The sequence below is a fragment of the Blautia argi genome, from assembly GCF_003287895.1.
In the GTDB taxonomy this organism is placed as follows: domain Bacteria; phylum Bacillota; class Clostridia; order Lachnospirales; family Lachnospiraceae; genus Blautia; species Blautia argi.
On the sequence record NZ_CP030280.1, the window covers coordinates 3,085,450 to 3,111,045 of the forward strand.

Genomic DNA, 25,596 nt, shown 5'->3' on the forward strand with positions numbered 1-25,596 from the left:
AAGTTTTACGCTAACATCATTCTGTCATTGGCAAATTCGCCTCCGCTGGCCTCCTCAAACTTTGCCAGCAAGTCAGAAACATGCAGTTTTTTCTTTTCTTCTCCTGACACATCGTAAATCACCCGTCCCTCATGCATCATAATCAGACGATTTCCGTGTGCAATGGCGTCCTTCATATTGTGTGTCACCATCATGGCAGTCAACTGATTTTCCTCAATAATCTTGTCCGAAATCTCCAGTACCTTTGCCGCTGTCTTAGGGTCAAGGGCTGCCGTATGTTCATCTAAAAGCAGCAGCTTCGGCTTTTTCATAGCAGCCATTAAAAGGGTAATCGCCTGTCTTTGACCACCGGAAAGCAGTCCTACCTTACTGCTTAACCGCTCCTCCAGTCCCAGATTCAACTCCTTTAACTGCTCCTTATATTTCTCCCTCTCTTTTCGGGAAATGCCCCATCGAAGCCCTCTGTGCTCTCCTCTTCTGGCTGCAATAGCCATGTTTTCCTCAATGGACATGGTTGATGCTGTGCCAATCATTGGGTCCTGAAAAACTCTGCCCAGATGTACGGCTCTCTTATGTTCGGAAAGCCTTGTCAAATCCACGCCGTCTACAATAATCTTTCCTTCATCAATGGGCCAGACCCCTGCAATGGCATTTAAAGTCGTGGATTTTCCTGCTCCGTTTCCTCCGATAATGGTTACAAAATCTCCTGGATTCAGATTCAGATTTACACCGTTTAAAGCAACTTTTTCGTTAATGGTTCCCAGATTAAATGTTTTATGTACGTTTTGAATTTCCAGCATATATCCCATTATTTTGCCCTCCTCTTCTTCATTGCATATTTTCCCTTCAGATAAGGAATCGCCAGGAAAACAGCCACAACAAAAGCGGAAAACAGTTTCATATAATCAGATTTTACACCCAGCCACAATACCAGGGTATAAGCTACAAAGTAAAGAATTGCACCTACAAAAACTGCAGACAGGGTATAGGCAAAGGCAATCTTTTTACCTGCACACAGCTTCGCAAAAATAACCTCGCTGATAATCACGGCAGCAAGACCGATAACAATGGCGCCACGGCCTGCATTGACGTCCGCAGAACCCTGATACTGTGCATAAATACCTCCGCACAGACCTACCAGACCGTTGGAAATCATCAGTGCAATGACTTTTGTAAAATTTGTATTAATGCCCTGTGCTCTTGCCATCTGTGAGTTACAGCCTGTAGCTCTTATAGAAGAACCCAGTTCTGTACCAAAAAGCCAATACACTACTGCCACCAAAATCAGACAGCCTAAGACCAGCTTAATAAAAAAGAAAACACTGTCGTCAGCAGTCACATATCTGGAGGAAGCCACCAGATTTTTCTGTCCCAGCCCAATACTCTGGTTCGCCTTTCCCATAATACCCAAATTTACAGAGTACAGAGAAATCTGGGTCAAGATACTTGCCAGAATTCCCGGAATTCCCAGCGCTGTGTGTAGAAATCCGGTGACAAAGCCTGCTGCCATACCTGCCAGAAATGCAAAAAGCAGGGAAAGCGCCGGATTCATACCGCCCTGAATCAGCATGACAGCCACTGCGCCTCCTGTTGCCAGTGAACCGTCTACTGTCAAATCTGCAAAGTCCAAAATTCGGAAGGTAATATACACTCCCAAAGCCATAATTCCCCATATCAGACCCTGCGCCACATTGCCGGGAAGCGCCCGCAGCAAGGCCATGGGGTCTAATGCCAAATAACCTGTTATCATTTTCCCATATCCTTTCTGCTTTTATTCTGCAATTTTCTCATATCCTTCCGGAATAGTAAGTCCAAGTTCCTCACAGATAGCCGAATTGTACATTTTCGTTACTTCCGGTGCTGTTGCGATTTCCATTGCAGACACATCTGCGCCTTCTGCCAGGATTTCATAAGCCATTTCGCCTGCTTTGTATCCAATATCATAATAGCTGATGGACAGGGTTGCCACACCGCAGCCTGCACAGATGCCCTGTTCTCCTGCAATGACCGGAACCTTAGCCGGAAGACACACATTATTGATAATCTCTGTATTATTTGCCATGGTATTATCTGTAGGAACATAAAGGGCATCACATTCACCTACTGCATTTGTCACAACAGACTGAATTTCGTTGGAGTCTGCTGCCGTATATTCTTTATAGGCAATGCCGTCTTTTTCCAGTTCTTCTGCAAAAAGCTTTGCCTGATATTCAGAGTTCACTTCTGCGGAACAGTACAGAATTCCTACCTGTTTTACGTCCGGCACTAACTCCAGAAGCATATCCTCCTGCTTGTCAATGGGTGCCAAATCACTGGTTCCTGAAATATTTACACCGGTAACTCCTGTCCAGTCTGCCGGGTCAATGCCAAGGGCTGATGCATAATCCGTAATAGAAGTTCCCAGAATCGGAATTTCTGAGGTTGCCTGCGCTGCTGTCTGCAGAGGCAGTGTGGCGTTTGCCAGTATCAGATCCACGTCAGAAGACACAAAATTATTGACAATGGTGCTGCACATCGCCTGCTCACCCTGGGCATTCTGCTTGTCAAACTCCACCTTATCTTCTCCGAATTTTTCCTTACATGCCTCTTCAAATCCCTTTGTTGCCTGGTCTAAAGCATCATGCTCCAATTGCTGACAGATGCCGATTTTATAAATATCCCCGCCGCTTTCTTTACCGGCTTCTGCTTTTGCACTGCTCTCTCCTGAGCCTGAATCCCCTCCGCAGGCTGCCATAGAGATTCCCATTGCCGCTGTCATGATAAGGGCTAATAATTTCTTTAACTTCATTTTCTTTTCCTCCCTGTCACCCTATTGCTTTATCAAATAAAACCGTTACGCTTCAACGTGACAAAGCTATAATGACGTTATTATACACCCTACCGGAACATACGTCAATGGATTCTTTTCTCCATTCCCTTACAAAACACCACTGCCACCGCTGTGCTCACCAGGGTTGCCACAATGGCAGGTCCTACAATCGCCGTGGGATTCACACTTCCGTATTGGCTTCTGTATGCAATAATATTCACAGGTATCAGTTGCAGAGAGGAAATATTCAAAATCAAAAACGTACACATCTCATTGCTGGCAATGCCTTTCTCCCGCACAGTTCCCAAAGCCTTGCCCTGTCTTCTCTCCTCTTCCAGATTTCCAAGCTCTTCCATAGCTTTCAGACCAAAGGGGGTTGCCGCCCACCCAAGTCCCAGAAAATTGGCTATCATATTAGCAGAAATAAATTCCATAGCTCTGTGTTCTTTGGGAATCCAGGGAAATAAAAACCGCAGAAGGGGCTGCATACCTTTCGTCATTCTGTCCACCAGTCCCGAAGACCTGGCAATCTGCATCACCCCCACCCACATAGCCACAATTCCTGCCATAGTAATACAAAGGGACACTGCTTCCTTTGCTGAGGAAAGAGCAGCGTCCGTCACTTCATTCATATTTCCTGTAAGCGCACCGTACAAAATTCCTGTAAGAAGCATTCCTGCCCAAAGTATATCCAGCATAAAATCTCCCAAAATTGCTTTTGTACCAGCTTATGAAAATATTCCGTATTCTATTCGTCCTTTGAAGAAGAATCTTTCTCCTTTTTCTTATCGCTCTTACTTTTCTTTGTGTCCTTTTCCGCCTTTTTCTCAGCAGTATTCACAGCCTGGCCTTCTGTTATATTTTCCTCCGCAGCTTTGGTATCTGTTGTCTGCTTTTCCTGTATTCCTGCTTTTCCTACACCCATTCCAGTCACATCAAGGTCGGTTCCCACAGCCTGGCTGTATTCTTTAATCCTTGCAAAAATTGCCTCTCCTTCTGCTCCCTCCATCGGGGTGGGCTGATAATTGTTATAGCCCTCTGCATATGCGGAAGAAATCTTACATGGGATAATATTTGTCACATTATCCTTCTGCAATTCTCCGTCCTCAATGGTAAAGGTCTGCTGAAAAATCATGGTGTCCATGTCCGAGGGTGCGGAATTCCCCCCAAAACAAAAATTCCCAAGACTGTATACAATGTTTTTCCCTTTATACTCTTCAATTCCCTGCAAAACATGAGGGTGATGTCCCAGCACCAAATCTGCACCATTGTCAATAGCAGAATGTGCCAGTGCCACCTGAGTTTCATTGGGAATATTCTCCCGCTCTTCTCCCCAGTGGAAAGTGGCAATAATCACCTTTGCCCCCTGCTCCTTCAAGCTGGCAATGTTATCCTTCATCTCCTGCTCACAGCCCATGTGATCCCGCAGTTCATAAGTTCCCACAAGCCCTACTTTAGTGCCTTTGATTTCTACAAGGGCAGTTCTGTCATTTCCAAAGGAAAGAACTCCTTCTGCGTCCAGCGCTGCTATGGTGTCTGTATAGCTTTTTTCTCCATAATCATAAGTATGATTATTTGCCAGATTTACAGCTTCCACATCGCCCTCTGTCAAAATCTTCGCATATTCGGGATCTGCTTTAAAGGCATATAGCTTGTCTGCCCTTGTTTCCTCTTGTGTCAGAGTCCCCTCCATATTGACAATAGTCAAATCGTCTGCCTCAAAGACAGGTTTTACATTTCTGAAAAAATAAGAGGGATCCTGCACAGCATCGTATTTTCCGGTAAAACCGCTTTCATAATCAAAGCTTTCATCTGTACCAAGAGTGCAATCCCCTGCCGCACTAATGGTAATTACTGCGTCCTGAGCTTTTTTTGCTGCCTCTGCTTTTTTAGCCTTTTCTTCCGCCTTTTTTTCTGCCTCAATCTTTTTCTGTTCTTCCTTTGCTTCTTTTGCAGCTTTCCTTCCTCCTGCCACAGCCGTTGTTACCAGCAAAACTGCCAGAACTCCTGTAACTGTCCCCAGAATAATCCTCTGCTTTAAGACTTCTTTTTCTTCGTTGTTCCTGCTTAAGCTTTCGTTCTCTTAACCGTCTTTCGTATTCTTTATCTCTTCCACTCATATGCCTCTTCCTCTTTTGTTGCTTTTATCAGTCCTTTAAAAGCGCCTGATAAACCTCACGCTTACTGATCCCTCTGTCTTTTCCCACTTTTTTCATGGCTTCTTTTTTCTCAATTCCCTGATTCAGATAAAATTCCATATGCTCCTCTAAAGACATATCTTCCCATCTGCGCCGTTCCTCTTCTTCCAGCTCCTGCCTTTTCCTACCCTCAAGCACCAGTACGCATTCTCCCTTTGGCGTATGTTCCCTGTACCAGCAGACTGCGTCTGCAAGCGTACCGCGAAATATATTTTCATGCTTTTTTGTCAGTTCTCTACACACAGAAATTTTTCTATCTCCCAGGTTTTCCCACAATTCCTCCAAAGTCTTTATCAGTCTGTGGGGCGCTTCGTAGAGAATCGCGGTTCTGGTTTCTGTCTTCAGAGAATCCAGAATACCGGCTCTTTCCTTCTTATCCGAAGGCAGAAATGCCTCAAAGGCAAACCGTCTGGTGGGCAGTCCTGAGAGGGTAAGCGCTGTGATACACGCCGCCGCCCCAGGCAGGGACGTAACTTCAATCCCCTCCTCATAGCACATGGAAACCAGTTCTTCCCCCGGATCTGAGATTCCCGGCGTTCCGGCGTCTGTAATCAGAGCAATGTTCAATCCCTCTTGCAGTTTGCGGATTAAATACCGCCCCTTGTCAAATTTATTGTATTCATGATAGCTTGTCATAGGGGTTTTGATTTCAAAATGATTCAAAAGCTTAATACTGTTTCTCGTATCCTCTGCTGCAATTAAATCCACTTCCTTCAGTGTCCGAAGCACCCGATAGGTAATGTCCTCCAGATTGCCGATGGGGGTTGCACACAGATATAGTTTTCCGCTCATTTCTTTTTCTCCTGTCCGTAAATATCCAATACCTCACGGGTATAAACTCCCGGTTTCTCATATACAATCAATGGTTTTTCCACTGTAATTCTGGATTTTCCGCCTCTCATGCCCTCTATTAGCACCAGATTCGGTTCTTTATCCACATAAGGGTGTACCAAACGCATGCGCTTGGGTTCTATGCCGTATTTCACCATCACAGACAGAATCTCTGCCAGTCGGAAGGGTCTGTGCACCATGTAAAATCTGCCCCTTGGCTTTAATACTTTTGCAGCCTGACTGATAATATCCTCCAGACTGCACAGGGTTTCATGTCTGGCAATGATTTTTGCCCTGTTTTCCCCTGTCAGCCCGTGGTTTCCCACCATGTACGGCGGATTGGTTGTCACCACATCAAAAAAAGACCCTCCGTAAATAGACGCGGCCTCCTTAATATCTCCTGTTGTAATGGTAATGTCTTTCTCTAAATGATTGTACTGTACGCTTCTTCTCGCCACATCTGCGCTTTCTTCCTGTATTTCCAGACCGGTAAAATGCCCTTTGGGATACCTTGCCTTTAATAAAACAGGGACGATTCCTGTACCCGTCCCCATATCCAGTACTTTCTCCCCTGGTTTTACATTGGCAAACCAGGAGAGTAGCACTGCGTCTATTCCAAAGCAGAACTGCTTCGGATTTTGTATCAGCTTATACCCGTTTTGCAGGTCGTCCAGTCTTTCATGTTCCAGAAGCAGACTCTTCTCTTCCATGAAATTTCCTCTCTGTCTTTCTTATTTATCTCTTTCTAATTCTTTCAATGCTTTCATTTCTTCTTCAGAAAGCCGGATTTTTCTCTCTTTTCTGTCTTGCTTTAAATTTCAGTTCAGAAGCCGGATATTCCCGGATTTCCTTCTCATCTTCTACATCCACAATCACTTTTACCAACTGTCTTAAGACATTGACGCTCTGTACTTCACCCTTTAGGCCGTCAGAAGTCGTCACTCGGTCCCCTGTATTGGGCAACTTTTTATTCAGCTCCTCGTAGGTTTCTTCCTCATTCTTCAGACAGCACATCAGGCGTCCGCACACACCGGAAATCTTGGTTGGATTTAAGGATAAATTCTGTTCCTTTGCCATTTTAATGGACACTGGTACAAACTCAGAAAGATAAGTATGGCAACAAAGAGGTCTGCCGCAGATACCGATTCCTCCTAAAATCTTTGTTTCATCCCTCACGCCAATCTGACGCAACTCAATTCTGGTTTTGAATATAGCCGCCAGATCCTTTACCAGCTCACGGAAATCAATTCTTCCGTCCGCAGTAAAATAAAACAGAATTTTGTTGTTGTCAAAGGTGTATTCCACATCAATCAGCTTCATATTTAAGCTGTGTTCCCTGATTTTTTTCAGACAGATGCGAAATGCCTCTTTTTCCTTTTTCCGATTGGTTTCTTCTTTTTTATCGTCCTGGGTATTGGCAATGCGGATAACCTCCTTTAAAGGTTGCACCACCTTCTCGTCCTCCACATCACGGGGCGCCAGCACAACACTGCCATATTCCACACCCCTTGCCGTTTCTACGATAACGTGATCTCCGGCCTTGATGTCCAGATTCTTGGGGGAAAAATAATAAATTTTACCCACGTTGCGGAATCTTACTCCAATTACTCTTGTCATGATTAGTTCTCCCTGATTGTAAGGAACAGAAGTTCCATAGTTAAGTCAAAATTCACGTTTGCCTGCAGACGCTGCTTTGCTGTTTCAATGGCCTTGATAATGGTTTCCAGCCCCTCATAGGAGCTGACGTCTGCCCGCCTTTTTATATCATTGTATTCCTGCTTGAAAACCAGACCGTCCATCTGCCTGGTAGCTTTAAACATCAGCACATCTCTGAACCATACCAGGAACAAATCCAGATATTCATAAACCGTATGTTTCTGCTCAGACAGCAGCTTTATGGCGTCTACCATTTCATAGACTTCCATATCCCTGCCCTTTTTCAGAATTCGAAAGGCTGCGTCCATCATCTCTGTAAAGTCCTCAGCCGTTGCAATCTGCTTTGCTTTTCCTACATTTCCCTGGGCAAAAGCCACGCTGACCTCTGCCTGATAATCTGGCACATGAAGCTCTTCCATAAGATATTTCTTAATCACCTCGTCCCGGACTGGTTTGAAATTCAGAGTCACACATCTGGACGCAATGGTTGGAAGAAGCGCAGCCGCATTATTTACCAGCAATATAATCACTGCATAAGCCGGAGGCTCTTCAATGGTTTTTAAAAGAGCGTTCTGTGCCTGCACTGTCATTTTCTCTGCCTCATCTACAATATAGATTTTATAAGGCCCTGTATAAGGCTTAATATCCACATCTGCAATCAGCTGCTCTCTGATATCCTCAATCCCAATAGAATTGGGCTTCTCATGTGTTACATAAATAATGTCCGGCTGGTTCCGGTTCATCGCTTTTTTACAGGAACTGCACTGCAGACATGGCTCTTTTCCATGTTTCTCACACTGCAAGGTCATGGCAAACAATTTTGCCAGCAGCTTTTTACCGCTTCCCTTCTCTCCTGCAAAAATATAGGAATGGGAAACCTTATCCATGGCCGCTGCATTCTGCAAATGTTTAATTACTTCCTCGTGTCCCAATACTTTCTCTATCTCCTGCATTGCAATTCACCTCAATTCCCACAGCCCCAAAGGGCTTCTTATCTTTGTTATAGCACATTATAGCATATATTTTCCGTCTACTGCAACTTTTGTATCCTGTTTTTAATTTCTTTTATACAATTCTCCAGCTCTGTATTGAAAAACCTTTCCCTGATGTCTGCCGCCCGCAGTTTTTCCTCGCTGAAATCCTCTGCATCAGCCAGAAAACGTCGGCACATTTCCTCGTATTTCGGCACTTTTTGCTGTTCCTCTCTGCGAATGGCACGTTTCAGACGTTCTCCGTCTTCCACCTCCACATACACAGGCACCACTTTGTCCTCTCCATAATATTCCCTCATACCCTGATAAGATTCCAGAGTTCCAATACCAAGATAGCTGTTTTTCTTAAGCTCCAACGTTCCGTCATCTGCGGTAAAATAGGTCCAGGGGCCATACACGGTCTGGTAGGTACGAGCCTCTATCACCTTTCCCATTGCCTGCAGCTTTTCATAGAAATCCCTGTCTGTAAAGTGATATTCCTTTCCCTCCGTTTCCCCTTCCCTCATAGGTCTGGTGGTATATAATACAATTCTGGAAAGTCCCAGCTCGCTGTCCTGCAGCAAACGGCTGTAAATCGTGTCCTTTCCTGAAGAACTTTTTCCCATAATATAAAAAATCTTACCCATTTGTTTTCTCCTCTTTTTTCAAAACTCTGATAAATTTCTGACTGTAATCCTTCATTCCCTGCAAAAGAAGCCCCTGCTGCTTTAATTTCTCTGCATGGTTTAAAAATTCACTGTCAATTTTTTCTCCCGGTACCAGAAGGGGGATTCCCGGCGGATACAGATATGCATACTCTGCAGAAATCCTGCCCTGACTTTTTTCCAGCAGAATGCTTTCACAGGAACTTTCCATGGCTTTCCAGATAGGAAGCGCCTGTTCCCTACAGGTCTGACTGCTACTTTCTATAAAGCACAGTTCTCTTGCAGCGCTCCCCTCCCTGCCTGACCGCCTCTTTGCCAGTTCCCGGTCAATTTCCAGAAGCGCTTCTGTCAATCTCCGAAATCCTTCCCTGCTGTCCATCACACTGGTAAGCGCCAGTACATACTGCTCTGCCTCCATTTCCATTTCCAGATGATATCTCTCGCGCAGTATCCGGTGAAGCTGGCAGCCGCTTAAATCTGCCCATGCTGTGGAAATCACAATTTTAGAATCATCAAAATCAAAAATGTCCTCCTGATTTTTCAGCTCTTTTCCAATTAACCGCAGTACCCTGAGGTCTTCCAGAGATTTTCGGCACTGCTGCAGATTCTGCCAAAATTTCCGAAATGCTGTTTCTCCCTGCTCCTTTATATATCGAAGACAAAAAGAAATCCCGCCCATAAGTACATAAGAAGGGCTGCTGGTTTCGTAAATATCCAGAAACTCCTCCAGCTTCTCTTCTGATACTCTGTTTCCCTTTTTGTGAAGCAGAGCTGTCTGGGTCATAGCCGGGAGTGTCTTATGTAAGCTGTGAATCACCACATCTGCCCCCAGGTCTAATGCTGATGTAGGAAATCCCTTATAAAAAGGGAAGTGAGCGCCATGAGCCTCATCTACCAGCAAAGGAATTCCGCGACTGTGAACAAGCTCTGCAATTTTCCTGATATCAGATACCACACCATCATAGCTGGGAGAGGTTAAAATCACAGCTTCTGTATCCGGATTTTCCTGCAGGGCTTTTTTCACATCTATGGACGAGATTCCTCCGTTCAATCCACAAAAAGGCTCATACGATGGGTATAAATATACAGTTTCCAATCCCCGCAGATATGCTGCATGATAAACCGCTTTGTGGCAGTTTCGCGCCATAATCAGTTTACCTCCCCGGGAAGTACAGGCCGAAACAGCCGCCAGAATCCCTCCAGTGCTTCCATTAATTAAAAACCAGGATTTCTCTGTATGATACAGGCTTGCCGCCATGTCCTGATTTTCTTTTAAAATGCCTTCTGCATGATGCAGATTGTCAAAGTCTGTAATTTCTGTGATATCTACAGCATAGGGATTGCATAGATATTCATTTTGTACCTGCCGCTTATGTCCCGGCATATGGAAGGGATAAAAATCACTGCGGCTGTATTGGTACAGGGCTTTATCAAGATCGTTCATATGAAAATCTCCTGTCTGCTATTACAAAATAATGTTCCATAAGTTTAACATTTTAAAAATACTATAGCAATAGAAAGCAGAAAAAAGCTACCGCATAAGGGCAGCTGTCAGGAAACTTCCCAACTGCTCTCTTATGCGGCAGCTTTCAACATACTTCTTTAATTTTTACGCTTTCACAGCTCCGTTTGTAACACCTGCAATAATCCATTTCTGGCAGAAAATATATACCAGCAGAATAGGAATCAGCACCAGCAGATAAGAGGCAAACGCCAGGTTGTACTCTGTGTTAAACTGTCCCTTGAATACATACTGTGCAAGCTGCAGGGTCTGATATTTCTCTTCGCTTAAAAGCACCAGAGGCATGGAGAAGTCGTTCCAGGTCCACATAAAGGACAGAATGGCTACAGTTGCACTCATAGGCTTCATTAACGGAAATACAATTTTATAAAAGGTCTGAAACGGTGTGGCACCATCAATGTACGCGGCTTCGTCCAGGGCAACAGGCAGGGATTTTACAAAGCCTGTATACAGGAAAATATTCATTGGAAGACCGAAAATAATATACAGAAAGGTAATTCCGAAAATATTGTCCATGTGGAAAGCAGACGCCTGTTTTACCAATGGCAGCATAATTACGTTAAAGGGAATAAACATAGCGCTGACAAAATAGTAATATGCCAGGTTAAATAATTTACTCTTGTCTTTGTTTCTTGTAATCGCATAAGCTACCATAGAGTTTGTAAGAATGGTAAATACCAGATTCACAACTGTGATAAACAGGGTATTCATAAATTTTCTGGGATAATCTGTCATTACCCAGGCGTCTACAAAGTTCTGCAGACGCAGCTTTTTCGGGAAAGACAGCACATTTGCCATTTCTGACGGGTCTTTTACTGCAATTAAAACAGCGATATATAAAGGTCCGAGGATAAACACCACTGCCAGAACAATCAGCAGAATCGTCATGGGCCAGTTGTATTTTTCTTTTATCTTACATTTACTTTTTCCCATTAGTTCATCTTCGCCTCCCTCTTCTCAAGTACCTTCAACTGGAATATGGAAATTCCCGCAATAATCAGAAACAGAATAACCGCGTTGGCTGACTGGTACGCAAACTGTCCGCCGTCAAAGCCTCGTTTGTAAATCAATACAGAAATACTTGTGGTAGATGTACCTGGACCGCCGCCTGTCATTGCCATAATCTGGTCAAATGCCATAAGGAAGTTTTTCACACTCAAAACCATGTTAATGGTAAAGAACGGAGCAATTAACGGGAAGGTAATCTTGGTAAATCTCTTAAATCCTGTTGCGCCGTCAAGGTCTGCGGCTTCGTATACGTCACGATCCACGGTCTGCAGACCGGACAGGTAAATCAGAGTATTAAACGCCATTGCCTGCCATACGGTGACAAATAAAATTCCAAGCCATGCGCTATTTGTACCCAGAATGTTGGTGCTTAACGCTTCAATTCCCAGCTTCTGTCCCCACAGAGGAATCACATTGCCGAAAATAAAGTTAAATACAAAACCGATAATCAGCGTTCCCAGCATATAAGGCAGGAAATAAATTGCCTTAATGGTATTTTTAAATTTAATCTTTGCATTCAGTCCGCAGGCAAGAGCAAGACTCAGTACGTTTACTAAAATAGTCGCGCACAGGGCAAATTTAATGGTAAATGCATAGGTCTGTCCCATGGCCGGGTCTTTGAAAAACTGAATGTAGTTCCGAAGTCCCACGGTATTCCAGATACCATACCCTTTCCAGTCGGTAAAACTGTAGAAAATACCCTGGAGAAACGGTATGGTATGGAACAGGAAGAACAGAATCATAAACGGAACCACCATGAAATAAAATGCCTTGTTGACTGCAGGTTTCTTTCCGCGTTTTTTCTTCATTCTTCTACCTCATTAGTTGACGTTCAATGTATCATAATCTGTATCCAGTTTCTTTAATGTATCTGCAATATTTTTTGCATCATCTTTTCCGTTTCCTTTTTCCAGGAAGAAGTTGGAAAGCGCTGCGCTTAAATCATATCCGCTTGGGTAGTAGTGATCCGGGAAGTCTACAACATTACCTGCTTCAATGTCTGCCTTTACACCTGCAACGCTTGGGTCATTCTGTTCAACACCTTTTACTGCGGAGAAAGCAAACTGTTCTTCTGCATAAAGCTGTGCATTTTCCTTCTGAACCATAAAGTTAATGAAATCCTTTGCACCTTCCTCATCACCACAGTTTGTAGTAATGCCTAAAAGCACGTCCACACCTGAGGTTACTTTATTTGCCTCTGCATCATCTGTAGAAGGGAATTTGAACATGTCAAGATTTACATCAGCATTTGCTTTTTTGATTTCTGTGATTGCCCAGTTTCCATTCATCATCATAGCTGCTTCGCCTGCTGCAAACTTTTTATTTCCGTCGTCATAAGAAGTTCCCATGTAGTCTTTCTGTGCATATGGAACCAGCTTCAGATAGTTTTCCAGAACTGCCTCATGTGTTCCTTCAAAAGTAGTCTTTCCTTCTTTTCTGTCTGTGTAGAAGTTTTCCGGCTGCATTACCGGCGCCATGGCGTTCCATGCAGGAAGAATGGTCCATGCATCTTTAAAAGTCAGTTCAAAAGGTGTCACCCCTGCTGCCTGAAGTTTCTCGCAGGCTGCCAGCAATTCTGAGAAAGTCGTAGGGATTTCAATGCTGTTCTCTGCAAAAATATCTTTGTTATAAATAATTCCGGAAGCATTGGTTGCATATGGTACACCATAGCTCTTTTCTTCCTGGTCTTTGTTTAATGCATACAACATTTCCATGTAGGATTCGTTGATATTATCTAAGAACGCTTCCCCGGATAAATCTGTTAAGACGCCTGCTGACTGTAATTCCGCATAGTTAAAGTCACCGCCCATGGCAACCATATCCGGCAAGTCATTTTTAGTCATACGGGTTTTCAATACCGTACCTGCATCTGCCGGCTGTGTCAGTGTTACCTTTACTTTATCCTGAGAGTCGTTGTAAGTGTCTACCAGTTTCTGTAAGGTTTCTTTGTTTTCTGCTTTTGTGCTGAAAAGCTCCAGTTCTGTCTTTCCGTCTGCTGTTTTTTTTGTTTCTTTTCCTGATTCTGCACTTCCGCCGCTGCAGCCTGCTAATACACTCATACCCATGACAGCTGTTATTGCCAGGGCTGTTAATTTCTTCCCTTTCATAAAAAAAGTCCTCCTTATAACATTCCTTTTGGGCTCTCTTGCCCTCTTTCTGGAATTTATTATAAGGAGAACGTCCTTTTTTCAGTATAATTTATCTGATGTAACGCATAAGAATTTTCTTACCCGTTTCGATATTGCTCCGGTGTCATGCAGTAACGCTTTTTAAAGGTCTGTATAAAATAAGACACATCATTATACCCTACACACAGCGCCACATCTCCGATTTTAAGGCTGCTTTCCTTTAAGAGTTCTGCTGCCTTCTGAATCCGCAGCTCCGTGAGATATTTAGAAAAGGTCTTCCCTGTTTCTGACTTAAACAAACGGCTTAAATAACTGGGATTCACAAAATATTTATGGGCCGCCAGCTCATTTACACTGATGTCATACTGATAATTCCATTCCAGATATTTCAACAAATCCTCAATAATCGAAGATTTCTGCCCTTCCTCCTCTGATACGTCGGAAAGCAATCCAAAAATGTATTTTTTCAGTTCTTCCAGGGAATGAAAAGCATACAAATCTGCCTTAAAGTTAAACAACAGATAAGAGCTTTTGTCTGCCTCGGTATTTTCCTGTTCCTTCCGCATAGTATACACCCGGTTAATCACATTCATAATCTGTATCAGAGAAGTAAATAAAGAATAAATACTGACCTCCGGATTGTTTTCGCATTGTCTGAAGAGCCGCTCTACAATTTTTATTGCCTCCTGCTCCTTATTTTCCGTAAGATATTTCTCCAATTCTCTTTCCTCTGCCTGAGAAAACAACTGATTCACATTCACCTCTGCCTCATAGCGGTATATCTGCTGTTCCGGCTGCAAGAGCCTCTGATTTATGGCATACACTGCCTCCCTGTACGCCCCTGCTCCCTCTTTGGTAAAAGCTTCTGTCTTCTCATGATACTGGCTGACTCCCATATGTAAAGCAACTCCTGCCTGATTCCAGCATGCAATCAGCTTCTTTTTCACAAAGCCTTCCGGAAAGTCCCCATTCTCTCCTGCCTTTACTACAAAAATAAATTCATTCTTTGGATAAAAATAAGCGCCTCCCGTTTCCCCTTCTTTTCTGAATATCTCCAAAATCTGACTGATTTCTTCTTTTCCAACAACTTTATTGCAGCTCTGTGCTGTCAGAAGATACCAGGCTTCTGCTTTCATTTTTTCAAACAAATCTCCCAGAATTTCTCTGGCTGCGGTTTCATTTTCCAGAATACGTGAAAAGTCCATAAGCTGCCCCTTATAAACTGCAAGCTGTTTTTCCAGCTTCTGGTTCAGCGTTTTCTTCTCCTCCTTTACTCTCTGTACGGCTCTTTCCAGTTCTTCCTTTTTCACTGGTTTTGTAAGATAGTCTTTTACCCCGTACCGAATTGCTGTGGTAGCATAATCAAAATCCGCATATCCGCTTTCAATAATCACGCTGGTTTCCGGAAACTGCTCCTTTACCTGTTTTGCAACCTCCAGCCCGTCCATATCCGGCATACGGATATCGGTAACGACCAAATCTGCTCCATGACTCTTCAAAAGCTCCATAACTTGTCTGCCGTTTTCTGCCTCCTCGCAGACTTCAATTTCTTCTGAAAGTTCCCCAATTCTTTTTACCAGCGCCTTTCTGGCAAAAAACTCATCATCTGCAACAATCACCCGCATATCCTTTCTCCTCTCTTTCTCCCATAACTGATATGTCTTTTATGCGAAGATGCACCCTTGTATAATTTCCCAACTCGCTTTCCAGCCAAATGCCACAAAAACTTCCATAATAATTCTTAATTCTGGCATTTACATTACGAAGTCCAATTCCTGCTGCTGCCTCAAATCCACTCTCTCCTGCCAGAGATTCATTAATCCTTTTTAGCTTTTCTACTGAAATTCCCATGCCATTATCCTCTACAGTAAGAAGAATCGTTCCATTGTTCTCCCGATGCCCTGTAATTCGCAGAATATCCTGCTTCTTTTTCCCGGTAAAACCGTATTTATAAGAATTTTCCACAATAGGTTGTAAAATGAACTTCAATACCCGACAATCCAGCAACTCTTCCTCCACGGAAATTTCCACTAAAAAACGTTCCGGGAAGCGAATCTTCTGGATACACATATAATTCTCTGTCTGGGCAAGCTCCTCCCGAAGAGAAACAATCTCCCTGCCGTCAATATTGTAGCGAAACATGTCCGAAAGCCCGGATGCAATCTCCGGAATATATTCCACGTCCTGCAGTTGGGCAATGGAGCTTATAGTGTTTAAAGCATTATACAGAAAATGAGGGTTTATCTGGAACTGCAGCATTTTCATCTCTGCCTGCTTCTGGTTCAACTTATAAATATACTCTTTAATAATGTTATCGTTTATTCGCTTTGCCATGGCATTATAGCTGTTTATCATCTGCAGAATTTCCTCTGTTCCCTGGGATTGCCCCTCCGGGAACAAGGCAATCTCCTGCTCCTCCCTTGTATTTCCTGCCACATTGCCCATAAAGTCTGACAGTTCCCGCACCGGATGGCTGACACGCTTTACCAGAATATAACTGCCCGCTGCGGTAATGACAATGACTGCTGCCAGAATAATCAAAAGCACCGACATGTTATCCAGAATCTTAGATGCCATTTTCCACACCGAAAGATACTGCACAAAACACCAGCCTGTTTCCTTATGTCCTGTCACAGAAACCACACATTTCTTTCCGTGGAGCTCTAAAACTCCATGCTGTTTTCCGGACTCCAGCAGGGCATTGCACTGTTTTTCCGCCTCCTGTTGGCTTTCTGCTTTTCCCATTCTTTTGCCCTCAGAATCAAACAACACTTCTTCTTTTCCCAAAACCAAAAATTCAAAGCTCTGGTTTGATTTTGCAGAGCGATACCATTGATTTGACAGTTTATCAAAGTCCAAATCCACATAAATAGTGGCTATGGGTTCTTCCTGCATAATATTCCATATCGGACTGACAAAAGATACAACGTTATGCTTCACAAGGCTGATGGTTTCCTTATGCACCGGGCTGAAATACCCTGGCTTTCCCTTTTCCCATACAACGTCCTTTGTCAAAAAATCCATTCTCTCTATGTAATCGTCCTGGATTTCCTCTACACTTTTATAAACTCTGCCATCCTTTGTTACAATGGCTGCCCGCAGTGCGTCCTGCCCCATATCCACCAGCACCTTTAAATATTTTTCCAAAGCCTTTTCTGTCTGCTTCTGTCCTTCCGGGTCAATATCACTGTCGTCGCAGGTGAGCAGGTTGCGGATTTTATCCTCTGAAAAATGCAAGTACAAAAAAGACTTTGTGTTATCCAGAACACTGTCCAGATTCATGGCAAGTTGCTCGTTGTATTCCTCCATGCGCCCTATCTCTGTCTGAGATTCTGTGCGGTAGCTTCCTATAAAAAAGGCAAAAAATGCCAGAAGGGAAACTGCAAACAAGGCGCCTAATCCGTACAGCATTTTCTGTTGAAAAGACTGCTTTTTTCTGCGTTTCATTCTCTTTTCTCCTTTGCTTCCAGATATAAGTCCTTATGCTTTTGCAGGCTTTTTGTATAAGTATCCAAATAGTCATCTATCTCCACCTTCCCTGCGTCCGGCATCAGAGAGAGAATATCCTTATCCCGGATAACACTGGTCTGCAGAGGCAACCAGGAAGCATCCATTCCTGCTCTGCCTTCTCTGATAAGCTGGTGCACCCGCGGAGCATACTCTGCCCGATTTTTATTTCCCTCCATACTGCTAAGAGAACATTCTGCATCCAGATAAAGCTGAAGAATTTCCGGCTTCATGAGAAATTCCACAAATTTTTCTGCCTCCTCGGGATATTTGCAGTCCCTGGAAATCCCCACGCTGCTGTCTATCCACATGGTCACAAATTGTTCCTGTCCGTTATCCACAGGAAATGGAATTAACTCCAGGTTCATCTGTGGATTTCTCTCCATAATACTTCCGTAAGCCCAGCTTCCCTGCATAAACATAAATGCCTCCCCCTGGGCAAATTGGGTCATGGCCTCGTCATAGTTTAAATCCCTGCATTCTTCTGTGGTATATTGATGCAGGGCAATCAGCTTTTCCAGAGAACCCCGGCTTATGGGGTCTTCGGTAAAAGAGGTTTTTCCGGTGGCAACCTCTGCCCAAATCTCCTCAAAATTTCCCCGTATTGCGCCTTCTATGCTTTCCCAATTCTGATGCACGGTCCAGCTCTCTTTGTCCGCAAACAAAAAGGGAACCTTGCCTCGGCTCTGAATTTCTTCGGACACCTGGCACAGTTCTTCATAGGTTTCCGGAATCTTTAAGCCTTCCTCTGAAAACAGGTCTTTATTTACATAAATCCCTTCAAAGCTCATAGCAAGAGGCATCTGGTAAAGATGGGAATCGTAGTGCAGGTACGGCAGATATTCCTCCTTAATCCTCCCGGCACACTCCATATCCTCAAGAGGGCGCAGACAGTTCCCCATAACATACTCAAAGGTTTCCACACTCTGCAGGCCCCCAAGCTCTACAAGATCGGGAAACTCCCCCTCTACCGCAGAAATCCGCAAGGCTGTGTCGGCATTGGTGTTCATATTCTGATAAACCTCAATTTCGTCCTGAGATGCATTAAATTTTCCGATTATTTCCTCCAGAACAGCATAAACCTCTCGTTTTCGGTTGTAAAATTCCAGACGAATCTTTTCCTGTTCAGGCACCGGCTCTTCCTTCTGACACCCGGAGAACACCAGCATACAGGCACACAAAAGCAACATCATTTTTCTTTTCATCATGGGGTACTCCAAACTTTATACTTTATTGTCGATTATATCATGGGGGAAAATGAAAGACAATGCGGCATTCGTATGGATTCACAAAGAATCTCGCTTGAGAGATTTTCCTATGAAATAAAAACCGCATAAACAGCAACCTCCTTTTTCTGCTGTTTATGCGGTCTGTCTAAGCCCTTTTTCTATTTTTCAAAAAACAATTTTATACAACTGCGTCCTGCAATTTCTGAATCAACGCATCTAATTCCGCTTCCTTCATTCCCATAAAGCTTCTCATGGAACGAAGAGGCGCATTTTCCATCATTTTCATGGACATCTCCGGCGTAATTGCCTCTGCTGCCGCATTTCCTTCTTCTGCTTCCTGAGAACCTCCCATATGCGCTACCAGACTTTCTGCCAGCTCTTTGATCATAACTGCGGTTCCGGGATTTTCCAGAAGTTCGCTGATGGTTGTATTTCGACTTACGGAAAGAGGAAGATTCTGGGAAGAAATCACCTTCACGGTCTTTCTCAGACGGATATCCCGGGAAGAGGCTGCTGCCAGAATTTCATACTCTCCGGTTGCTGCATACCAGTCTGCAAGCTCTGTACAGTACCATGCAAAGCTTCTCTTATCCAGTTCCATTTCCACCGTTTTTTCTTCCTGAGGCTGTAATTCCACCTTCACAAAATTCTTCAATTCCTTTACCGGACGGCTTACAGCGCCTGTTTTATCTGCCACATAAAGCTGTACGATTTCTTTACCTGTCATGTTTCCGGTATTCTTTATCTTCAGAGAAACTTTCAGTGTTTCTGTATCTTTGATTTCCTCTGCAGACACCTGCATATCGCTGTATTCAAAGGTTGTATAGCTTAAACCATAGCCAAAGGGATAACGCACCGGCATTTCCTTTGTATCATAATAGCGATAACCAACAAACACACCTTCTTTATATTCCACAGTTTTTCCATCTCCCGGGAAATGCAGATAAGAAGGATTGTCTGATAACTTATACGGCACTGTTTCTGCCAGCTTACCGCATGGATTTGCCTGTCCGAAAAGTAAACCCACTTCTGCCTGTCCGACTGCTTCTCCGCACAGATATGCCTCTAAAATGCCTTCCACGTCATCTGCCCATGGCATTTCCACCGGAGAACCATTGTGCAGGACTACCACTACATGCTTCTGGACCTTGGCAATTTCAGAAATCAAAAGGTTCTGGCATTCCGGCATTCTCATGTGAGTTCTGTCGTAGCCTTCGGATTCAAAAGCATCAGGAAGACCTGCAAAAATCACGGCAACATCTGCCTCTTTTGCTGTCTGCACTGCTTCTTCCAGTAATTTTTCATCAACCTTATCTTCCTTAACCTCATAGCCCTGTGCATAGGTAACCTCTGCAATCTCTTTTGCTGCCTCTAAAGCGCCTGTAATCTTAAAAGAATTAATATGAGAGCTTCCGCCGCCCTGGAATCTGGGCTGTTCTGCAAATTTTCCGATAAAGGCAATTTTCTTTCCTTCCGGCTGAATCGGCAGAATTCCCTCATTTTTCAAAAGCACCATAGATTCTGCTGCGATTTTGGCTGCCAGCTTATGATCTTCTTCCCGGTTAAAGACTGCCTCCTGACGGTTATCTGTAAATTTAAAAATAATATTCAGGATTCTTTCCACCGCTGTATTCAAAACTGCTTCGTCTAAATCACCGTTTTTCACAGCTTCCACAATTTCTTTATCTGTGCAGCCGCCACTTCCCGGCATTTCCAGATCCAGACCAGCCTTCAATCCCTTCACACGCTCATTGACTGCACCCCAGTCAGACATCACATAACCTTCAAATCCCCAGTCATCTCTCAGAATCTCTGTGAGCAGACGATAGTTTTCAGATGCGAATTCCCCATTAATCTTATTATAAGAGCACATAACCGTATCCGGTTTTGCCTCTTTAATCGCTGTTTCAAAGGCACCCAGATAAATTTCTCTGAAGGTTCTCTCGTCAATCTCAGAAGAACAGGACATTCTTCTGTGTTCCTGGTTATTTGCGGCAAAATGCTTAATTGAGGTTCCCACATGCTTAGACTGCACCCCCTTAATCTGTGCTGCTGCCATCTGTGATGCCAGATACGGATCCTCGGAAAAATATTCAAAATTTCTTCCGCACAGAGGGGAACGTTTGATGTTTACTGCCGGTCCCAGAATGACGGATACATTTTCTGCCTGACACTCTTCTCCCAGTCTTTCTCCCATTTCTTCCAGCAAATCCCGATCAAAAGAGCAGGCTGTTGCACAGGCCGTAGGGAAACACACGGCTTTAATGCTGTCATTTAATCCCAGATGGTCTGCCTCATCTGCCTGTTTTCTCAATCCGTGAGGGCCGTCACTGACCATGACCTCCGGAATCCCCAGACGTTCTACACTTTTCAGATGCCAGAAATCCTTTCCGGAACACATTCCCGCCTTTTCTTCCAGTGTCATTTCCTTTACAATCGCTTTTACATCTCGCTTCATACAGTTCTTCACTCCTAATTCTTAAACGGTTCTTTTATGAAATAAACTTACCACACTTTCCAAAGGAAAAATATTATTTTTTTGCTGTTTTTAATATATTATTGCTGTCAATTCTCTGGTATAATATACAAAAAAGGAGAGGCATTTTTATGGAAATTTACAATACAGATTCCTTTGACTTTTTAGATAAGAAAACAAGAAAAATATTACTGGAGAGCCGGGAAGCTTTTATCCCTCATACCCCCTATCTCTATGAAAAAAAGATGCTGGAGGCCGTCCGCATGGGCGATGTCCATCTGGCTGTAGAGCGGCTGCATTTAATGGAACACACAGGAAAAGCTGGAACTCTTTCCAAAAATCCCCTGCGGCAGGCACAGATTTTAATGATTTCCTTTATCACTCAGATTACCAGAGCTGCCATGGACGCAGGCGTACCGGAAAATCTGGCCTATGCTATGAGCGACAGCTATATTCAGACCTCCGAATCCTGTACCTGCGTGGAACAAATTCATAAGCTGCAAAATCGTGCTGTGCGGGATTTTTCCAATGCAGTAAAGCATCAAAAACTTTCTCCGCCTTATTCCCGCGCAGTGCGAAAGGCCATCAATTATATCCAAAGCCATCTTCAGGAAAAAATCACCTTAAAGGACCTGGCTGCTGCTTCCGAGCTGAGTGTCTGCCGTTTCTCCCATCTTTTTCGTGAGGAAACAGGACGCAGTCCCATGGTTTACGTTCAACAGGAAAAAATAGACACTGCCAAGAGTATGTTGCTTTATAACGATTATTCTGTTTCGGAAATCAGCACCATTTTGTGTTTTTCCAGCGAAAGCCATTTCATCAAAAGCTTTAAGCAGCAAAATGGCACTACACCTGGGAAATTTCGCAGGAAGACCACACACTCGTACAACGAATAACAGCAGAATCTTTGTTCCAGATACAAGGCAGAGGAATGAGGGGATTTCAAAAAACTGAATACTCTGCTGCTTTTTCTCTGTGCATAGGGAAGTTTCTGTGTTAGAATGGATATAAAGTTTCACGCAGGAAGAGAGGATTTTATTATGTATAGTTTTCAGAATGATTACAGTGAAGGCGCACACCCGAATATTCTCCGGGCATTAGACATGATTAATTATCACCAAAATAATTCCTATGGTCTGGATACGCACTCTGACTCTGCAAGAGAGCTGATACAGGAGGTACTGGAAGATTACAGCGTAGATATTCATTTTATTGCTGGCGGAACTCTGACAAACCTGACTTTTATTTCTCACATTCTGCGGCCTTATGAAGCAGTTGTCAGTACAGAAACCGGACATATTAACACCCATGAAACCGGCGCTATTGAAGCAACCGGCCATAAAGTCTATCCGGTTTTAACAGAAGACGGAAAACTGACCCCTGATTTAATCCGTCCGGTTTTGGATTTACATGAGAATGAACACTGGGTAGAGCCGCGTCTGGTCTATGTATCAAACCCTACAGAGGTGGGGACTGTGTATACAAAAGAAGAACTGGAAAACTTGTATGCTTTCTGTAAACGCCACCAGCTTTATTTCTATATAGACGGCGCCCGTCTTGCTGCTGCCCTTGCCGCCAGCGAACATACACATCTGACCTTTCCGGATATGCCAAAGCTCTGTGATGCTTTTTATATTGGAGGCACCAAGGTAGGAGCCATGTTTGGAGAAGCACTGGTTCTGGTAAATGAGGACTTTAAAGAACATTTCCGTTTTAACATGAAACAACATGGCGCTATTTTAGCCAAAGGCTGGATTATGGGAGTGCAGTTCGAAGAATTGTTCAAAGATAACCTTTATGTCCGTCTGGGACAGCAAAGTATTGAACGCATGCAGCCTTTAAAGGAAGCTTTTGAAAAAGCGGGCATTCCTCTTCTGTGCGAGGCGCCTACAAACCAGATTTTCCCTATATTCCCAGATGGACTGGCAGAGAAAATCAACAAAAAATATCTGACAACCTTTCAATGCAAGCCTGACAAAGCACATACCTGTCTGAGATTTTGTACCTCCTGGGCTACCAATGAAGAAGCAGTCAAGGATTTTGTAAAAGATTTTGAAGAAATGATAAAAACAGAATAGAGAAAATTCAGGGCGCTGCAAAATTTTATGATTCATAAATTTGCAACGCCCTGAATTTTTCTTATTTTTCCAGCGGTAATATCTGCTTCTTATACACATATCGCAAAAATCCCCCGCACATCGTCAGAGCAAAAATCTCTGCAATGGGGAACGCCCACCATACAGCGTGAAGGCCTCCCACCTTTGCCAGTACAAAGGCCACCGGAAGAAGCACACAAAGCTGTCTTACCAGAGAAACCCAGAGGCTCAGCATTCCATGGGACATAGACTGAAATACCGAAGAACTCACAATATTAAAGCCTGCAAATATAAAGCAGATACTGATAATTCTAAGAGCCGGAATCCCGATTTCCTTCATGGTTTCAGAAGCATTGAAAATACTCAGAAGCTGCCCCGGCATAAACTGGAACAGCAGCATTCCCAAAAGCATAATGCCTGTAGCATAGCATACACTCAAAAAAATAGTTCTGGTAATTCGTTTCTTTTCTTTTGCCCCATAATTAAAAGCCACAATAGGAACCATACCGTTATTCAGTCCAAAGACGGGCATAAATACAAAACTCTGAAGCTTGAAATACACACCAAATACAGCCGTAGCTGTAGAAGAAAATGCAATCAGAATTTTGTTCATTCCAAAGGTCATCACAGAGCCGATAGAGGACATCACAATAGATGGAACGCCTACTGCATAAATACCGGACACAATGTTTCCTGACCATTTGAATCCTCGTAAATTCAAATGTATCTCATGGTTCTTTTTCAAATTAATACAAAGAGCTACAATACTTGCAATAATCTGTCCTGCCACAGTTGCAACCGCTGCCCCGGCAACCTCCATTTTCGGAAAGCCAAACAAACCGAAAATCATAATTGGGTCTAAAACAATATTAATTACAGCTCCCAGGGACTGTGTAATCATTGTATAAAAGGTCTTTCCTGTGGACTGTAGCAATCTCTCAAAAGTAATCTGCAAAAACATACCAAAGGACAAACCGCAGCAAATTCTCAAATAAGAGGTACCATACGCCACAATCTGCGGATCCTGGGTCTGCACCTTCATAAAGAATTCTGCCATGGTAAGTCCCAGCACCGCAAATGCCAGATAGCTGAGGATTGCCAGAATCACACCATGATTCGCTGCCTTATTTGCCCTGTCATATTCCCGCTCTCCAAGGCTTCGGGACAACAAAGCATTGATACCTACTCCGGTACCCACTCCCACAGAAATCATAAGGTTCTGTATAGGGAATACCAGAGAAACCGCTGTCAATGCATTTTCGTTTAGCTGTGCCACAAACATACTATCTACTACATTGTACAATGCCTGTACCAGCATGGAAATCATCATAGGCACAGACATGGTAATCAATAACCTGTTTACAGGCATAACCCCCATTTTATTTTCCTGGGGCATTTCCTGTCCTTTCATAATATATCACCTTCCTTTGTATTTTCTCTTATCTCTCTTTCCTGCGTTTCTTCTTTCCTTCCCTCTTCCTCAAGGCAGAACTGCGGCTCCTGTTTTCCTCATTTGACTGTTCCAGGGAACTTTTGCTTCCCCGAATCTTTTCATTGTGCCGCTTCATCTGTCTTTTTTTACGCAGCTCTTCTTTTTTCTGACGAATAAAATCCGCTTCCTGCTCATCTATACACTTTAAGGTCTTAACTACATAGTACCTTCCCTCATCCGTCTTCTTTATTCGTGCTTTTCCCTTAAAATATCCATGCTCCGGACAATAAGCAAGACAGAGATGAGATTTGGGATTCAGAGAAAACCAGCGCACCTTCTTTCTGGCTGTCTGGCCGCAGAGAAAGCATTTCGTTTTCGTTACCTCTCTGTCTTCCATGGCTTCTTCTTTTGAATAAAATTCTCTGGAAATATACTTGGAATAGTTTTCAAAAACACGATAGATTTCTTCACCTTTAGCTTTGGGATTTTGATAACAGTCAATAGAATAGTGTTCCTGAACAAAAGTTTCCGGAAGCTTCTTCAGAATTTCAGCAGTGTAATACGCATCATTCAGTGCTCTGTGGAACTTTCCCTCTTTTCCAAGATTCAGAAAATCTATGGCATATTCCAAAGACCTTGCCGTTTTCTCACCTTCAAAATACAATCCGAACAGCTTTTGTATATCATAATAAAAAATCGGTCCCTTCAAAAAATTTATCATACGATAATACTTCAGATTTCGCTGCAGTTCGACTAAATCAGAAGAACCCCAGGTACAAAACTTTGCTTCTGGACCACACCATCTGAAAAACTGTTTTGCTGCTTTTCCAAAAGACATTCCCTTCTCCAGCATCGCCACATCTATATCCAGAATCTCTTTTGTACGGAAATGCAGCCTTCGATACACAGCAGGCTTTATAATCTGCTGAAAAGAGCTGATGATTTCCCCGTTTTCGTCCATTTTCACTGCACCGATTTCAATAATTTCAAAAGGCAGCTTCTTATTTTCTCTTTCCTTCCCGTAAGGACATTGATTCCATTCCAAGTCCAAAATAATATAATTCATA

21 protein-coding genes and 1 pseudogene are annotated in these 25,596 nt (G+C 43.4%); 2 read left to right on the forward strand and 20 right to left on the reverse strand.

The genetic code is table 11. The features are described from left to right. Positions 1–5: 5 nt before the first annotated feature. From DQQ01_RS14940 to DQQ01_RS15025, 18 genes and pseudogenes are all read right to left on the reverse strand, one after another. Positions 6–800, reverse strand: a complete 795-nt coding sequence (locus DQQ01_RS14940) for an ABC transporter ATP-binding protein (RefSeq protein ID WP_199798013.1) — start codon at positions 798–800, stop codon at positions 6–8. 8 nt (positions 801–808) lie between these two features. Further along, positions 809–1,750, reverse strand: a complete 942-nt coding sequence (locus DQQ01_RS14945; protein ID WP_199797968.1) for an ABC transporter permease — start codon at positions 1,748–1,750, stop codon at positions 809–811. 21 nt (positions 1,751–1,771) lie between these two features. After that, entirely contained in the window at positions 1,772–2,788 is a 1,017-nt protein-coding gene (locus DQQ01_RS14950) for an ABC transporter substrate-binding protein (RefSeq protein ID WP_111920644.1), read from the reverse strand. Positions 2,789–2,892: 104 nt separating this feature from the next. After that, entirely contained in the window at positions 2,893–3,507 is a 615-nt protein-coding gene (locus DQQ01_RS14955) for a nucleoside recognition domain-containing protein (protein ID WP_111920645.1), read from the reverse strand. 50 nt (positions 3,508–3,557) lie between these two features. Further along, the gene (locus DQQ01_RS14960; RefSeq protein WP_242980434.1) at positions 3,558–4,802 is read right to left on the reverse strand and encodes a CapA family protein; all 1,245 of its coding nucleotides are present in this window, start codon (positions 4,800–4,802) and stop codon (positions 3,558–3,560) included. 154 nt (positions 4,803–4,956) lie between these two features. Continuing rightward, positions 4,957–5,799 (reverse strand): 16S rRNA (cytidine(1402)-2'-O)-methyltransferase, encoded by an 843-nt coding sequence (gene rsmI, locus DQQ01_RS14965; protein ID WP_111920647.1) that lies wholly within the window; start codon positions 5,797–5,799, stop codon positions 4,957–4,959. After that, a complete protein-coding gene (locus DQQ01_RS14970) occupies positions 5,796–6,548 on the reverse strand; it encodes a tRNA1(Val) (adenine(37)-N6)-methyltransferase (protein WP_111920648.1) in 753 nt (250 codons plus the stop codon). Before DQQ01_RS14970 ends, rsmI begins: the two co-directional genes overlap by 4 nt. Before the next feature lie 21 nt (positions 6,549–6,569). Further along, positions 6,570–7,455, reverse strand: a pseudogene (locus DQQ01_RS14975) (PSP1 domain-containing protein). 2 nt (positions 7,456–7,457) lie between these two features. Beyond that, a complete protein-coding gene (gene holB, locus DQQ01_RS14980; RefSeq protein ID WP_111920650.1) occupies positions 7,458–8,447 on the reverse strand; it encodes a DNA polymerase III subunit delta' in 990 nt (329 codons plus the stop codon). 77 nt (positions 8,448–8,524) lie between these two features. Beyond that, positions 8,525–9,112, reverse strand: coding sequence for a nucleoside/nucleotide kinase family protein (locus DQQ01_RS14985; RefSeq protein WP_111920651.1), 588 nt, complete (start codon positions 9,110–9,112; stop codon positions 8,525–8,527). Then, positions 9,105–10,574, reverse strand: a complete 1,470-nt coding sequence (locus DQQ01_RS14990) for an aminotransferase class I/II-fold pyridoxal phosphate-dependent enzyme (RefSeq protein WP_111920652.1) — start codon at positions 10,572–10,574, stop codon at positions 9,105–9,107. The genes DQQ01_RS14985 and DQQ01_RS14990 overlap by 8 nt, the downstream gene beginning before the upstream one ends. A 165-nt stretch (positions 10,575–10,739) precedes the next feature. Continuing rightward, on the reverse strand, positions 10,740–11,585 hold the full coding sequence (locus DQQ01_RS14995) for a carbohydrate ABC transporter permease (RefSeq protein ID WP_111920653.1): 846 nt from the start codon (positions 11,583–11,585) through the stop codon (positions 10,740–10,742). After that, complete coding sequence (locus DQQ01_RS15000) at positions 11,585–12,469, reverse strand: carbohydrate ABC transporter permease (protein WP_111920654.1); 885 nt, start codon at positions 12,467–12,469, stop codon at positions 11,585–11,587. The genes DQQ01_RS14995 and DQQ01_RS15000 overlap by 1 nt, the downstream gene beginning before the upstream one ends. Positions 12,470–12,481: 12 nt before the next feature. Then, positions 12,482–13,768, reverse strand: a complete 1,287-nt coding sequence (locus DQQ01_RS15005) for an ABC transporter substrate-binding protein (RefSeq protein WP_111920655.1) — start codon at positions 13,766–13,768, stop codon at positions 12,482–12,484. 119 nt (positions 13,769–13,887) lie between these two features. Then, positions 13,888–15,414 carry a response regulator transcription factor gene (locus DQQ01_RS15010; RefSeq protein WP_111920656.1) on the reverse strand — a complete coding sequence of 509 codons (1,527 nt, stop codon included), beginning with the start codon at positions 15,412–15,414 and terminating at the stop codon, positions 13,888–13,890. After that, on the reverse strand, positions 15,392–17,236 hold the full coding sequence (locus tag DQQ01_RS15015; protein ID WP_111920657.1) for a cache domain-containing sensor histidine kinase: 1,845 nt from the start codon (positions 17,234–17,236) through the stop codon (positions 15,392–15,394). Before DQQ01_RS15015 ends, DQQ01_RS15010 begins: the two co-directional genes overlap by 23 nt. After that, positions 17,233–18,504, reverse strand: coding sequence for an ABC transporter substrate-binding protein (locus DQQ01_RS15020; RefSeq protein WP_111920658.1), 1,272 nt, complete (start codon positions 18,502–18,504; stop codon positions 17,233–17,235). The genes DQQ01_RS15015 and DQQ01_RS15020 overlap by 4 nt, the downstream gene beginning before the upstream one ends. A gap of 199 nt (positions 18,505–18,703) precedes the next feature. Beyond that, the gene (locus DQQ01_RS15025) at positions 18,704–20,983 is read right to left on the reverse strand and encodes a glycoside hydrolase family 3 C-terminal domain-containing protein (RefSeq protein ID WP_111920659.1); all 2,280 of its coding nucleotides are present in this window, start codon (positions 20,981–20,983) and stop codon (positions 18,704–18,706) included. A 149-nt stretch (positions 20,984–21,132) separates the two neighbouring features. On the opposite strand from DQQ01_RS15025, the gene DQQ01_RS15030 reads away from it, so the two are divergent. Both DQQ01_RS15030 and DQQ01_RS15035 read left to right on the forward strand, forming a co-directional pair. Then, complete coding sequence (locus tag DQQ01_RS15030) at positions 21,133–21,897, forward strand: helix-turn-helix domain-containing protein (RefSeq protein WP_111920660.1); 765 nt, start codon at positions 21,133–21,135, stop codon at positions 21,895–21,897. A gap of 144 nt (positions 21,898–22,041) precedes the next feature. Further along, a complete protein-coding gene (locus DQQ01_RS15035) occupies positions 22,042–23,079 on the forward strand; it encodes a threonine aldolase family protein (RefSeq protein WP_111920982.1) in 1,038 nt (345 codons plus the stop codon). Between the two features lie 61 nt (positions 23,080–23,140). Here the strand turns inward: DQQ01_RS15035 and DQQ01_RS15040 are convergent, their stop codons facing one another. Further along, positions 23,141–24,508 (reverse strand): MATE family efflux transporter, encoded by a 1,368-nt coding sequence (locus DQQ01_RS15040; RefSeq protein ID WP_242980435.1) that lies wholly within the window; start codon positions 24,506–24,508, stop codon positions 23,141–23,143. Positions 24,509–24,536: 28 nt separating this feature from the next. Then, a complete protein-coding gene (locus tag DQQ01_RS15045; RefSeq protein WP_111920661.1) occupies positions 24,537–25,595 on the reverse strand; it encodes a 3'-5' exonuclease in 1,059 nt (352 codons plus the stop codon). Between the last annotated feature and the right edge of the window lies 1 nt (position 25,596).

Coding starts and splice junctions, on each gene's coding strand:
- DQQ01_RS14940 (WP_199798013.1), bottom strand. CDS start 800: ATGCTGGAAATTCAAAACGTACATAAAACATTTAATCTGGGAACCATT.
- DQQ01_RS14945 (WP_199797968.1), bottom strand. CDS start 1,750: ATGATAACAGGTTATTTGGCATTAGACCCCATGGCCTTGCTGCGGGCG.
- DQQ01_RS14950 (WP_111920644.1), bottom strand. CDS start 2,788: ATGAAGTTAAAGAAATTATTAGCCCTTATCATGACAGCGGCAATGGGA.
- DQQ01_RS14955 (WP_111920645.1), bottom strand. CDS start 3,507: ATGCTGGATATACTTTGGGCAGGAATGCTTCTTACAGGAATTTTGTAC.
- rsmI (WP_111920647.1), bottom strand. CDS start 5,799: ATGAGCGGAAAACTATATCTGTGTGCAACCCCCATCGGCAATCTGGAG.
- DQQ01_RS14970 (WP_111920648.1), bottom strand. CDS start 6,548: ATGGAAGAGAAGAGTCTGCTTCTGGAACATGAAAGACTGGACGACCTG.
- holB (WP_111920650.1), bottom strand. CDS start 8,447: ATGCAGGAGATAGAGAAAGTATTGGGACACGAGGAAGTAATTAAACAT.
- DQQ01_RS14985 (WP_111920651.1), bottom strand. CDS start 9,112: ATGGGTAAGATTTTTTATATTATGGGAAAAAGTTCTTCAGGAAAGGAC.
- DQQ01_RS14990 (WP_111920652.1), bottom strand. CDS start 10,574: ATGAACGATCTTGATAAAGCCCTGTACCAATACAGCCGCAGTGATTTT.
- DQQ01_RS14995 (WP_111920653.1), bottom strand. CDS start 11,585: ATGGGAAAAAGTAAATGTAAGATAAAAGAAAAATACAACTGGCCCATG.
- DQQ01_RS15000 (WP_111920654.1), bottom strand. CDS start 12,469: ATGAAGAAAAAACGCGGAAAGAAACCTGCAGTCAACAAGGCATTTTAT.
- DQQ01_RS15005 (WP_111920655.1), bottom strand. CDS start 13,768: ATGAAAGGGAAGAAATTAACAGCCCTGGCAATAACAGCTGTCATGGGT.
- DQQ01_RS15010 (WP_111920656.1), bottom strand. CDS start 15,414: ATGCGGGTGATTGTTGCAGATGATGAGTTTTTTGCCAGAAAGGCGCTG.
- DQQ01_RS15015 (WP_111920657.1), bottom strand. CDS start 17,236: ATGAAACGCAGAAAAAAGCAGTCTTTTCAACAGAAAATGCTGTACGGA.
- DQQ01_RS15020 (WP_111920658.1), bottom strand. CDS start 18,504: ATGATGAAAAGAAAAATGATGTTGCTTTTGTGTGCCTGTATGCTGGTG.
- DQQ01_RS15025 (WP_111920659.1), bottom strand. CDS start 20,983: ATGAAGCGAGATGTAAAAGCGATTGTAAAGGAAATGACACTGGAAGAA.
- DQQ01_RS15030 (WP_111920660.1), top strand. CDS start 21,133: ATGGAAATTTACAATACAGATTCCTTTGACTTTTTAGATAAGAAAACA.
- DQQ01_RS15035 (WP_111920982.1), top strand. CDS start 22,042: ATGTATAGTTTTCAGAATGATTACAGTGAAGGCGCACACCCGAATATT.
- DQQ01_RS15040 (WP_242980435.1), bottom strand. CDS start 24,508: ATGAAAGGACAGGAAATGCCCCAGGAAAATAAAATGGGGGTTATGCCT.
- DQQ01_RS15045 (WP_111920661.1), bottom strand. CDS start 25,595: ATGAATTATATTATTTTGGACTTGGAATGGAATCAATGTCCTTACGGG.